This window comes from Nonomuraea sp. NPDC003709, assembly GCF_040610775.1.
Lineage (GTDB): Bacteria > Actinomycetota > Actinomycetes > Streptosporangiales > Streptosporangiaceae > Nonomuraea > Nonomuraea angiospora_A.
Genome location: NZ_JBEXMW010000003.1, coordinates 80,857 through 93,410, shown reverse-complemented (window position 1 = coordinate 93,410; position 12,554 = coordinate 80,857). Strand labels below are relative to the sequence as shown.

The 12,554-nt window shown below is 68.7% G+C and carries 8 protein-coding genes; 3 read left to right on the top strand and 5 right to left on the bottom strand.

The window, feature by feature from the left end; all coding sequences use genetic code 11:
• Positions 1-120: 120 nt before the first annotated feature.
• Positions 121-738 carry a GNAT family N-acetyltransferase gene (locus ABZX61_RS09040; protein WP_350724210.1) on the bottom strand — a complete coding sequence of 206 codons (618 nt, stop codon included), beginning with the start codon at positions 736-738 and terminating at the stop codon, positions 121-123.
• Between the two features lie 269 nt (positions 739-1,007).
• Between ABZX61_RS09040 and ABZX61_RS09035 the strand changes: the two genes are divergently transcribed.
• The 3 genes from ABZX61_RS09035 (at position 1,008) to ABZX61_RS09025 (ending at position 6,123) form a co-directional block, all read left to right on the top strand.
• Positions 1,008-2,240: a PLP-dependent aminotransferase family protein gene (locus tag ABZX61_RS09035; RefSeq protein WP_355194041.1), complete on the top strand. Its 1,233-nt coding sequence runs from the start codon at positions 1,008-1,010 to the stop codon at positions 2,238-2,240.
• Positions 2,241-2,934: 694 nt separating this feature from the next.
• Positions 2,935-3,891, top strand: a complete 957-nt coding sequence (locus ABZX61_RS09030) for a D-alanine--D-alanine ligase (RefSeq protein WP_350724212.1) — start codon at positions 2,935-2,937, stop codon at positions 3,889-3,891.
• 1,185 nt (positions 3,892-5,076) lie between these two features.
• Positions 5,077-6,123 (top strand): beta-eliminating lyase-related protein, encoded by a 1,047-nt coding sequence (locus ABZX61_RS09025; RefSeq protein WP_355192880.1) that lies wholly within the window; start codon positions 5,077-5,079, stop codon positions 6,121-6,123.
• A 664-nt stretch (positions 6,124-6,787) separates the two neighbouring features.
• Here the strand turns inward: ABZX61_RS09025 and ABZX61_RS09020 are convergent.
• The 4 genes from ABZX61_RS09020 to ABZX61_RS09005 all read right to left on the bottom strand — a co-directional run bounded on the left by ABZX61_RS09020 (position 6,788) and on the right by ABZX61_RS09005 (position 12,545).
• Complete coding sequence (locus ABZX61_RS09020) at positions 6,788-7,750, bottom strand: ParB/RepB/Spo0J family partition protein (protein ID WP_355192878.1); 963 nt, start codon at positions 7,748-7,750, stop codon at positions 6,788-6,790.
• 2,277 nt (positions 7,751-10,027) lie between these two features.
• Entirely contained in the window at positions 10,028-10,954 is a 927-nt protein-coding gene (locus ABZX61_RS09015; protein ID WP_355192877.1) for a ParA family protein, read from the bottom strand.
• Positions 10,955-11,091: 137 nt separating this feature from the next.
• A complete protein-coding gene (gene rsmG, locus ABZX61_RS09010) occupies positions 11,092-11,763 on the bottom strand; it encodes a 16S rRNA (guanine(527)-N(7))-methyltransferase RsmG (RefSeq protein ID WP_355192875.1) in 672 nt (223 codons plus the stop codon).
• Positions 11,764-12,056: 293 nt separating this feature from the next.
• On the bottom strand, positions 12,057-12,545 hold the full coding sequence (locus ABZX61_RS09005; protein ID WP_355192874.1) for a R3H domain-containing nucleic acid-binding protein: 489 nt from the start codon (positions 12,543-12,545) through the stop codon (positions 12,057-12,059).
• Between the last annotated feature and the right edge of the window lie 9 nt (positions 12,546-12,554).

Genomic DNA, 12,554 nt, shown 5'->3' with positions numbered 1-12,554 from the left:
CTTGTACGGCCCCGCTTGTACGGCCCCGCTTGTACGGCCCCGCTTGTACGGCCCCGCTTGTACGGCCCCGCTTGTACGGCCCCGCTTGTACGGCCCCGCTTGTACGGCCCTGTGCGGTCGTCAGACGGGACGTAGCGCCCGTTCCGGGCTCATGGAGCCCAGGAGTCGCTCCAAAGCCACCTCGACGTCCTCACGCCACGAGACGGCGGTCTTGAGCTCCAGCCGGAGCCGCGGAAAACGCAAATGCGGACGAACCGTCTTAAAACCAACAGAAAGGAAGTATTCCGCCGGAACTACGCAACTAGGCTCTTCCCACTTGAGGTCGCCAAAAGCTTCAATGGCTTTCACGCCACGCCTGGTCAGGTCTTTGGCCACGCCCTGGATCAGCATCCGACCCAGCCCGCCACCCGAGAACTCCGGAATGATGTGCGCGGTCATCAGCAGCACGGCGTCGGCGCTGACCGGCGAGGTGGGGAAGGCCACGGACCGGGGGCTGTAGAGCGGCGGGCTGTAGAGCACGAACCCGGCAGGCACCCCGTCGACATAGGCGATTTTCCCGCAACTGCCCCACTCGAGCAGCGTGCCGGAGAGCCACGCCTCCTTCTCCAGCCCAGGATCCCCCGACCGAACCGCCCGCTCCCCGCTCATGGGGTCAAGCTCCCAGAACACGCACCGCCTGCAGCGATGGGGCAGATCTTCAAGATTGTCCAGGGTTATGTTGACCAGCCGACGCGACAACTACGGCCCCCTGTCGTTGACCCGGAAAAGCGCGCGAAAACCGCGTCCACAGGTGGCATCGTAGCCCAGTGAAGATACCGCCAGCGGACACCACGACGGTCGAGCCCGTCACGGGCGACATGTCCGGTTAGCGTAATCTGGTATTTCAGTCCGATATGACACCTAGGAGGTGGGCCGTGACAGGAGAGCTGGATCACGGTCAGGCACCCGCGACCCAAGGGTCGCGCATCGACGCTTACGTCGATCGGTACGCCGCGCGAGCTACCGGGATGGTCGCCTCCGAGATCCGAGCTCTTTTCGCCGTCGCGTCGAGGCCCGAGGTGGTCTCGCTCGCGGGCGGCATGCCGTACGTCACGGCTCTTCCCCTCGACATGGTCGGCGAGCTGGTCTCCGACCTCGTCACCAAGCGCGGCCCCGTCGCGCTCCAGTACGGTTCCGGCCAGGGTGACCCGCACCTGCGCGAGCAGATCTGCGAGGTCATGCGGCTGGAGGGGATCAACGCCGGGGCGGACGACGTGGTCGTCACCGTCGGTTCGCAGCAGGCCCTCGACCTGATCACCCGGATCTTCATCGACCCGGGCGACGTGGTGCTCGCCGAGGGGCCCTCGTATGTGGGGGCGCTGGGTACATTCGCCGCCTATCAGGCCAAGGTCGTTCATATCGCCATGGATGATCAGGGCATCGTGCCCGAATCCCTCGCCCAGACCATCTACGCGCTGGAGACGGCCGGGGCTCCCATCAAGTTCCTCTACACGATCCCGACCTTCCACAACCCGGGCGGCGTCACCCTGAACATCGCCCGGCGTCAGCAGGTGCTCGACATCTGCCAGCGGGCCGGGGTGCTGATCATCGAGGACAATCCGTACGGACTGCTCGGCTTCGACGGGGAGCCCATGCGCGCCCTGCGCGCCGACAACCCGGACGGCGTGGTCTACCTGGGGTCGTTCTCCAAGACGCTCGCTCCCGGCTTCCGCGTCGGCTGGGCGCTGGCCCCGCACGCCATCCGCGACAAACTCGTGCTGGCCATGGAGTCGGCCGTGCTGTCGCACTCCTCGTTCACCCAGCTCGCCGTGGGCCAGTACCTCGCCGCGCAGCCCTGGCGGGAGCAGATCAAAACGTTCAGGGAGCTCTACCGAGAGCGCCGCGACGCGCTCCTGGACGCGCTCGAATCCCTGATGCCGCCCGAGGTCACCTGGACGCGACCCGCGGGCGGCTTCTTCGTGTGGGCGACCCTTCCCGAAGGGCTCGACTCGAAGGCCATCCTGCCGCGGGCAGTGGCCGAGCGGGTGGCGTTCGTACCGGGGACCGGGTTCTTCTCGGACGGGAGCGGGGCGCGGCACATGCGGCTCTCGTACTGCTTCCCCGAGCCGGACCGGATCCGGGAGGGAGTGCGGCGGCTGGCCGGCGTGATCGACCAGGAGATGCAGCTGAGGGACACGTTCGGCACCAGCTCGGCCCGCGACCACCAGGGCGTCGACACCCCTGGCCCCGACCTGGCCTGACCACCGTCTCCAAGGGGGCCGGCGCCGCCTCACCGCTCCGCCGGCCCCACCAAGCCCGGTCCTCCGGACTCGGCACCCCCTGCACTGATCACCCTCTTCAGGACCAGCCAGGCCCCCGCTCCACCCACCCCTCTTCAAACCTGGCCACCCCTGCTCCACCTAATCCCCCGGGCCAGCCACCCCTTGCCCGATCTCACACCCGCCTGAGAACCGCCACCCGCCCGGCCTCACGCCCGCTCGCGCACCGCCACCTACGCGCCTCATACCGCTCGCGCACCACCACCAGCGCACCTCATCCCGCTCACGCACCACCACCAGCGCACCTCACGCCCGCTCGTGAACAGCCACCAGCGCACCTCACGCCCGCTCGTGAACAGCCACCACCGTGGCCTCGCACCCTCACGGGCACCGCCGCAGCCTGAGCACCGTTCCCTTCCTGACCACCGTCTCCCGCCCTCCCCCACGCACGCCATCCCGAAGTCCACCCACCACCACCCTGGCGCACCCTCGGCCCCGCCCCTTCCAGGCGCTCACACCATCGCCGCCTGCCCCTTCCAGGCACCACCATCGCCCTGCCGCCCCCATAAGCAGGCCCCCTGAGCGCTGTCCTTCCCCAAGCCCTGCCACCGCCCAGTTCACTGCGGCTTGGCGGTACGGTTGGACAGCGGCGCGTGCGATCAGCGGAGGAGATGTGATGAGCGATCTGGGCCACGTGCTCGTGCTGGCCGGAGGTCTCTCCTATGAGCGAGAGGTGTCCCTGCGCTCCGGTCGCCGAGTCAGCGAGGTGCTGCGTGCGGCGGGCGTCGACGTGGAGGCCCGCGACACCGACGCGTCCCTCGTGCCCTCCATCCTCGCGGACCCGCCGGACGCGGTCTTCGTGACCCTCCATGGTGGCGCGGGCGAGGACGGCGCGATCCGTTCCGTCCTCGAGCTTCTCAACGTCCCGTACGTGGGCGCCGACCCGGACGCGTGCCGAGTGGCCTTCGACAAGCCCACGGCCAAGGCCGTCGTACGCTCGGTCGGCCTGCGGACGCCGCAGTCCGTCACGCTGCCGAAGGAGACGTTCCACGACCTCGGCGCCACGGTGGTGCTGGGGCGCATCATCGAGCGCCTCGGCCTGCCCCTCTTCGTCAAGCCCGCCCGGGGCGGCTCGGCGCTGGGCGCCTCGATCGTCCGCACGGCAGAAGAACTCCCCGCCGCCATGGTCGGCTGCTTCGCGTATGGCGACACGGCGCTGATCGAGCAGTACGTGGATGGCGTGGAGGTGGCGGTCTCCGTCGTGGACCTCGGCAACGGCCCGGAGGCTCTGCCGGCCGTGGAGATCGTCCCGGACGAGGGCGTCTACGACTACGCGGCGCGCTACACGGCCGGACACACCGAGTTCTTCGCCCCCGCCCGTCTCTCCGCCCAGGCGGCCGCGGCGTGCGCCGAGACAGCGGTGACCGCCCACACGGCTCTCGGCCTTCGCGACATCTCCCGTACGGACCTGATCGTCGACGCCGACGGCATCCCGCACTTCCTGGAAGTCAACGTGGCCCCGGGAATGACGGAGACCTCACTCCTCCCGATGGCCGCCGAAGCCGCCGGCCAGGACTTGGGCGACCTCTGCCGCACCCTCCTCCAAAACGCCGCCACCCGCGCCCACACCTGACCACCACTCCCTGCCGCCTCCTCTACAGCCGCCTAGTCAGCGCGCGCCTGCTCCGAACTCCCAGGCGCGCCCTCCCACCCGTGACTGCACCTCACAGGCAACCCGCTCCCATTCACCCGAGCGCGGCCAACTCAAAAATCAGCTCGAGTCCGTGCACCCGCCAGCACACCCCTCCCGAAAACCGACGTCGAAGACCGGCCCGGAAGCAAGCACCCAACGGCCAGCCAACCCGAGGCCGAGCAACCGCCAGCACGACCACCCCAAGAGCGATCGACCGGCACCACGACCGACTCGGCGACGAACGCCCGCTGCACGGCCAACCACCCGACGCACGCCGCCCCAGAGCGAACGGTCAACACCACAGCCGGCACACAGACGGACATCCAGCACGACGGCCAACCCGAGCGAGGGCAACCGCCACCGCGAGCATCCCGCAGCGAACACTCGGCACCACAGCCGACACACAGATAGACGTCCGGCTGCAGGGCAACCACCACCGAGGCGAACGGTCAGCACCACAGCGGACGCAAAGACCGACGTCCGACAGCACCGCCAACCCAGAGGCGAGCGACCACCGACACCACCACCCCCGACACGAACGGTCAACACCACCGCCGACGCAAAGACCGACATCCGACAGCACCGCCAACCCAGAGGCGAGCGATCACCGACACCACCACCCCGGATGACGAACGACCGGCACCATCGCCGACCCAACGGTGGGCATCCCAGAGCCCGGTCGGTACGGGACCGCTTCCGGCGGAGTGGCTGAGTCCTTGAGACAGCACACGACTCAGAGCGAGTTCCCTCCCGGCAGGGGCCGCAGCGGCGCAACGCTTGCTGGAGTGGAGCGACACGCACGCTTGGCCAGGGCAACCCCGCCTCCCTGGCCGCCTCTTCACGGGCGAGGCCCTGGCCCCCATCGGCGGGGAGACCTAGCGCTTCTCCGCCGCCATCCTCGCCTTCCCACGTTGAGCCCACCACGGACGCCAGCCACCATGCAGAGGAAGAGCACACGCGTGCTTGCCAGCGCCGGCTGCATCTCGGCCGTACGCCTCCCGTTCATCCAGCCCATCCATAGAACGCGCGGAAGAGTGGCCCCCACCGGATCCACAGCCTCGTGGGACGGGATCGATCGACGGATGCCCGGGCACCGGGCTGAGGGCAGATAAGTAGCCTTACCGTGTGCCGATCGATTCGATGTACCCCAAGAGCTTCGCCAGCGACAACCACGCCGGCGTTCACCCGACCATCCTCGAAGCCATCGCCTCAGCCAACCACGGAGACGCGCCCGCCTACGGCGACGACAACTGGACCTCAGCGTTCGAGGAAAGGGCCAAGGAAGTGTTCGGCGCGGGCGCCGAGGGCTTCGCGGTGCTCAACGGCGCGGGCGCCAACATGGTCGGGCTGGCCCTCATGCTCGGCCGCTACGACGCGATCCTCTGCGCCGACAGCGCCCACATCGCCACGCATGAAGCAGGAGCCTCGGAACGCCTGCTCGGTGTCAAGCTGATGACGATCCCCACCAAGGACGGCAAGCTCCGCCCGGAGGACATCAAGTCCCGCCTGGGCGGGATCGGCAACCCCCACGAGTCTCAACCCACGGTGGTCTCCATCTCCCAAGTCACAGAGCTCGGCACCTGTTACTCCCCCGCCGAGATCGCCGCCGTGGCGGAGGCGGCACACGAGTCGGGTCTACGGCTCCACATGGACGGCGCCAGACTCGCGAACGCCGCCGCCTTCCTCGACTGTGATCTGAAGGCCATCACGACAGACGCCGGGGTGGACGTCTTCAGCTTCGGCGGCACCAAGAACGGCGCTCTGGCGGCCGAGGCGGTCGTCGTCCTCGACTCCTCGCTCGCGCCCGCTGTCCCGTTCCTCCGCCGCCAGTCGCTGCAACTCGCCTCGAAGATGCGCTTCATCTCAGCTCAGCTTTCGGCGCTTCTGACGGACGATCTATGGCGCGAGAACGCTTCTCACGCCAACAAGATGGCGGCCCGCCTGGCGGACGGTCTGGCCGATGTGCCCGGCGTTTCCTTGGCGCACCCGGTCCAGTCCAACGCCGTCTTCGCCGTCCTCCCACCCGCCGTCGCGGAAACCCTCAGAGGACGCTATCTGTTCCACTACTGGGACGAGCGCGCTGGCATCGTCCGCTGGATGACCGCCTTCGACACGACGCCGGAGAACGTGGACGACTTCCTCGACGACCTCCACAAGGCCGCCGCCGCATAGCCTCGCGCCCACGCCCGCCCGCCGTTTCACGTGAAACACATCGCCCCTCTCAGCAGCGCGCCACGGCTCCATGTTTCACGTGAAACGCTCCCCCAGGAACCGCCCACCCCGAAGAGCCGCTGCCCGTAGGACGATCTGCCAATCCGAGCCCTCGACCAACCCAAGCACCTCGTTTCACGTGAAACATCGGCCACCCGAAGCGGGACTTGGCGTTGGTTTCACGTGAAACAGCGGCCCCGGCGACCCGTCCGCGGCGGTCTCACGTGAGATAGCAATCCGAACCGAGCGCCCTCAACCGTTCGTCGGCCGTCACCGCCGCAGCGCCCGTACACGAGGATGCCAGCGGCCAGAAGCGATCGGCCGGCAATGACGGTTTCACGTGAAACAGCGAATCCGGACCGAGCACGTCAACCGCTCGTCCGCCGGCACCGCCGTGACGTCCATCGCGAGACCGCTAGGGGCTGGGAGGTCGGTCGGTAGGCAGCGGCTGTTTCACGTGAAACAGCGGCCCCGGCGAACCGTCCGCGGCGGTCTCACGTGAAACAGCAATCCAAACCGGGTGCCTCAACGGTTCGCCAGCCGTCACCGCCGCAGCGCCCGTACGCGAGGATGCCAGTGGGCAGGAGCCGATCGGCCGGCAATGACGGTTTCACGTGAAACAGCGTCAGTCTTCGGACTCCCGCATCGCGCGGACAGCTTCCGGCGCCATCGTGCCGATGATCCGCTCAAGGTCGTCGATCGTGGCGAACTCAACGACGATGCGTCCCTTGCGGCGGCCCAGATCCACCTTCACCTTGGTCTCGAAGTGGTCCGAGAGGCGATCGGCGAGGTGAGTAAGACCGGGAGCGGTGGGCTTGGGCGCCTGGCGCTCACGCGCGGGCTTCGTGGCGGCCTTGGCGCTGCCCATCGCGACGATCTCCTCAACCGCCCGGACCGAGAGGAGCTCTGCCACGATTCGCTTGGCCAGTTCGATCTGCTCGTCAGCGCTGCCGAGGCCGAGGAGGGCTCGAGCGTGACCGGCGCTGATAACCCCTGCGGCCACCTTCTGCTGAACCTCGGGCGGGAGGTTCAGGAGTCGGAGGGTGTTGGTGATGTGGGAGCGGGAACGGCCGACCTTCTGCGCCAACTGATCGTGCGTCGCCTGGAAGTCATCGAGGAGTTGCTGATAGGCCGCGGCCTCTTCAAGGGCGTTCAGCTGCTCACGCTGAAGGTTCTCGATGAGGGCGTCCCGAAGGAGATCATCGTCCTGAGTGTTGCGGACGATCGCCGGGACCGGGTCCAAGCCGACCTGCTGACACGCCCGCCAGCGCCGCTCCCCCATGATCAGCTCGTACTGGCCACCACCGACCGATCTGACCACGATCGGCTGCAGCAGACCGACCTCGCGGATGGATGCCGCCAACTCCTCGAGGCGTTCCCCGTCGAAGATCTCACGCGGCTGGCGCGGGTTGGGGACTATTGCGTCGAGCGCGACCTCCTTGAAGTACGCGCCAGCGATCGGCCTCAGGCCTGTCTCCGCCGTTGAACCGTTCGACGGGGCCGACACCGTTCCCGTTCCGTCAACGATGGGACCGGTCGGGATGAGCGCCCCCAGCCCCTTGCCCAATCCCCGCCGCTGCTGACTCACTGCGTCTCCTCATCCACCCGGCCGATTCCGGTCACTCCAGGAGAGGTTACCGTCGTGCGCGCAACGGGGCGCCCCCTCGCCACACACCACCCGGTTCTATTTACACCGACACGATCACAAACCAACCGAACGACTGACTTGAGCCCATCTCACGCTCGAGACAATCGCCACCACCACACGACCCGCCGCCGCGGTCAAGGGCCCGATGCCGCGCCTGAACGCACTTCCCCGCAGTGCCCTCCCGACGCCCTCACCACCTTTCCTCCATCTCACTGCTCCGCATCCCTGCGATCGCACCATCTCGCCTCCCCGCCTCATCACTCCCCCGTCCCACCGCCTCTCGCTGCCGCGCCGCCTCGCCACCCCACGCTTTGCCACCCCACCGCTTCGCCGCCGCACCGTCCCGACTCCCTGTTCCACTACCTCGCTGCCGCGCCACCCCGCCGTCCTGCCGTCCCGCTGTCCCACCGCTTCACCGCCTCACCGTCCCGCCGCCTCACCGTCCCGCCGCCTCACCGTCCCGCCGCCTCACCGTCCCGCCGCCTCACCGTCCCGCCGCCTCACCGTCCGACAGCTTGGCTGCCGCGCCGCTTCGCCACCCCGACATCCCGCTGCCCCACCGCTTCGCCGCCGTGCCGCCTCGCCGTCCCGCCTTCCTGTCCCACCACCTCGCCACTCCCCCTCCCGCTGCCTCGCCGTCGCACGCTTCACCGCCTTGGCGCAGCGCGGCGTCGGCCCAGGGGACAGTTCCGCTCGGCGTGAGGGTTCTTCAGCATCCCCCATCGCCATAACCCGGGATGCCGAGTCGGCCGCAGAACGGCGGGATCGCGGGTGCTTACGCCCATCGGACAGTGCGCTTAGACGTCACGCTCGACGCCAGCGGTGCCTGGGGAGCCTTCGTCCAGCCGACGCTGCGCTTAGACGCCGCGGCTTGACAGTCGCGTTGCTCGGGGGCACCTTTAGCCACCGCACGGCGCGCTATGACGCCGAGGCGGTGCTGGCGAGTGAGACGCCACCGCGTGATCACGCCCTCGGTGGTTCCCGAGGCGACCCTGCGTTGGTGGTTGGCAGCCCGAGCCTGCTGGGAAGGCGGAGCCGCGAGACGCCCATGTGGCAAGGCGGGGATGCCGTTGTAAGACGTTCGAATGTCACTCTGCCTAGCCAGCCCGCAACGGCACTCGCTGAGCCTCACTCGCGTGCCACGGTACCGACGCCTCACGATCCTGCCGACGCGTCCGACCCGCAACGGCGGCGACTGTGCCCCCGGTCGCGAGCCGCGGTGGCCGGCGTCTCACGATCTTGCTGGCGCGTCGGTCCCTTCGCCCTGCCCGTCCGGCTACCCTGCTGCGGGGCTTACCTGATTGCTCTGCTGCCGCGCTTACCTGGCTGCTTTGCCCCCGCTGGTCCGGCTTGCTTGGCTGCCCTGTCGGCCCTGTCGGCCCTGTCGGCCCTGTCGGCCCTGTCGGCCCTGTCGGCCCTGTCGGCCCTGTCGGCCCTGTCGGCCCTGTCGGCCCTGGCCGTCCTGTCGGCTCTAACGGCGCCATCGGCCCTACCGGCTCGGCCGGAGCGGCTGGCGTGGCTGACTAGGTTGCCTGGCAGCCCTGCGCGTTGTGCCCATCCTGTTGCCCGGCTGCCCTGTTGGGCCGACCGCTCGGCTGCCCGACTGCTTGGCGTCGTGCCTACCCGGCTGTCCGGCTCGTCCGGCTGTCCAGCGGCCCTGTCGGCCCGGACGTCTCGATCGTGGTGCTCCATTCCGGGCCGCTCTGCAGGCTCTCGTCAACCCTCCCTGCAGTCACCCAGCATTCGCCACCTTTTGTCCCGGCAGGCTCGCCTTTACCGCCCGTCGCATCGCCGTCTCGCTGTGCCGCTCGCACTCAGGGGGTCGGTGTCCCCTGTCTGGTTGTGCCGCCGGGACGTCGTGATGCTGGCTCGCGCTGGCCCCTATGGCGGCGGCTTGTCGTTTGCGCGTGCTGCGTCTCGGTGTGCCTGGGGCTCGTGCCTCTACGGCAGTCGTGTGATCGGTGGGGAGGCATGCTCGTGGGCCCTGGCTCGCAGCTGCTCGTGTCGAGGCAGGAGGAGGTAGGGCGAGGGCCGGTGGGTTGGGTTGCGGGCAGGGAAGCCGAGGCCGCGGTGGGCGGGGTGGCTGCGTACGGCGGGGTTGTGGGTGCTGTGGCGGGAAGGTGGGTGTGGAGAGGGCCCGGGTGTGGGCGTGGGTGAGTGAGGGCTTGGCGGCCGACCTGGTGGGCGGGGCGCGGGAGTTGTGGTGCTGGGGTGGGGTCAGGCGACGGCGGCGCGGTGGGCGATCTCGCGGGCGGCGTCCATGTAGGCCATCGCGCCGCTGGAGCCCGGGTCGTACGTCATCACCGACTGCCCATAGCTGGGCGCCTCCGACAGGCGGACGCTGCGGGGGATGACCGTGTTGAGCACCGTGTCGCCGAAATGCGACCGGACCTCGTCCGCCACCTGAGAGGCGAGCCGGGTCCGCCCGTCGTACATCGTCAGGACGATGGTCGAGAGCTTCAGCGTCGGATTGAGGTGTGCGCGGATCAGGTCGACGTTCCTGAGGAGCTGTCCGAGGCCCTCCAGGGCGTAGTACTCGCACTGGATCGGGATCATGACCTCTTCTGCCGCCACCAACGCGTTCACCGTCAGCAGGCCCAGGGAGGGCGGGCAGTCGATCACGATGTAGTCGAGGTCGATCGCGTCGTACGCCGCCAGCGCGCGCCGCAGGCGGGCCTCACGGGCCACCAGCGAGACCAATTCGATCTCCGCGCCGGCCAGGTCGATGGTGGCCGGGGCGCAGTAGAGGTTCGGCATGTCGGGGACCTGCTTGACGATGTCCGCCATCGGGAGGTCGTCGACGAGGACCTGATAAACGTCCGGCACGTCGCCGCGGTGCTCGGTGGCCAAGGCTGTGGAGGCGTTGCCCTGAGGGTCGAGGTCCACCACGAGGACGCGCTGCCCATGCATGGAGAGGGCGGCGGCGATGTTCACCGATGTGGTGGTCTTGCCCACTCCGCCCTTCTGGTTGGCCACCGCGATCACCCTGGTCTTGGATGGACGCGGCCACGTGCCGTCCCCGCCGTCGGGAGTCTGAGCGGCCGTCGGGGTTGCGGATGTTTCACGTGAAACCACTGAGCTGAGCGCCTCTCGTACCAACGGCGAATCACCGGGATTCAGGGGGGTCTGGGTCACGATGTCCATCCTTTCAACCAGTGGTGTGCCGGTGCCAGGAGTTGACTGTCGCGACACGCCCATTTCGGGCCAGCCAACCCCGCTTGGACTCTCGGACGGACGGCTGTCCGGCCAACCAAGACCGCTTGACGCGACTGGCACGACCGTCACCTCCTTCGTCGACGCCTGGCTCGCTCCGGCGTGCGACCCGCTACCACCCGAACCAGTGTTGCAGGCGGCTCGACCTTACCGTGCCCGACGGTCACAAGCTCGGCCGTTCGTGCCCCGATGGCCCGCAATTGGGGCTCCGCCTCGGCGAGCTCCTCGGCGGCGCGCTCCCCCTTCATGGCGATCAGCTCGCCACCCTCGTGGAGCAGCGGCATGGCCCATTTCAGCAGGCGATCGAGCGGCGCCACGGCACGAGCGCTGACGACGTCGAACTCGCGCTTGCCCGCCAGCTCCTCCGCCCGGCCGCGCAGCACCTCGACGTTGTCGAGCTTGAGCGCCTCGACGCACTCCTCCAAGAAGACGGTACGGCGAAGCAGCGGCTCCAGAAGCGTGACCGTGATGTCCTGTCGCACGATCGCCAGCACGAGCCCGGGCAGCCCGGCGCCGGAGCCGATGTCCACCAGGTGCACGTCCGGAGGCACGGCCTCGGCCACGACTGCGCAGTTGAGCAGATGGCGATCCCAGATCCTGGGCACCTCACGCGGACCCAGCAGCCCGCGGACCACGCCGGGCCCCGCCAGCAGCTGAGCGAACGCGTTCGCGCGTTCCCAAGCCTCCCCGGCGAAGACGTCCCGCGCTATGTCCGGCGGCGCCGGAAGCTCATCGCTCACTGGTCGGTGGCCCTTTCTGGGGCTGGTGGCCCTTGTTCGGTGGGAAGCCGGGTGGTCTCTACCCAAGGCTAAAGGTGAGATCACAGTGGAAGACTAGCGGGCCGGTCTGAAGGCGACCTTTCAGCACGCCGCCGTCCGTGTGACCCGGTCCGGATGGGGAGCGTTAACAAGGGGCATGCGCGCATAAATGCGCGCTACGACATACGTACAGGGATAAAAGAGCATAAATGCGAAACGGCCGTCCACCACGCGTACGTGCGGGCAGACGGCCGGATCGGATGGCGTAACACCCCTCAGTCGGGCAGGACCACCACGTAGCGGTGTGGCTCTTCGCCCTCGGACTCGCTGCGGAGCCCGGCGGCCGCCACCGCGTCGTGCACGATCTTGCGCTCGAAGGGGGTCATCGCGTGCAGCGACTTGGGCTCGCCGGCGTCCTTGACCTCGTTGGCGACCTCGGTGCCCAGCTTGGTCAGCTCGGCCCTGCGCCGCTCGCGGTAGCCCCCGACGTCGAGCATCAGGCGCGAGCGCTCACCGGTCTGCCGGTGCACGGCGAGGCGGGTCAGCTCCTGGAGCGCCTCCAGGACCTCTCCCCCGGGACCGACGAGCTCGTTGCCCTTGAGCCCCACGACGGAGACCATCGCGCGGTCGCCTTCGACGTCCATGTCGATGTCGCCGTCGATGTCGGCGATGTCGAGAAGGCCCTCGACGTAGTCGGCAGCGATCTCGCCTTCCTGCTCCAGCGCGTTGAGATCAGGAGCCTTCTCCTGCTCGGCCTCAGTCATGGCCGGCCT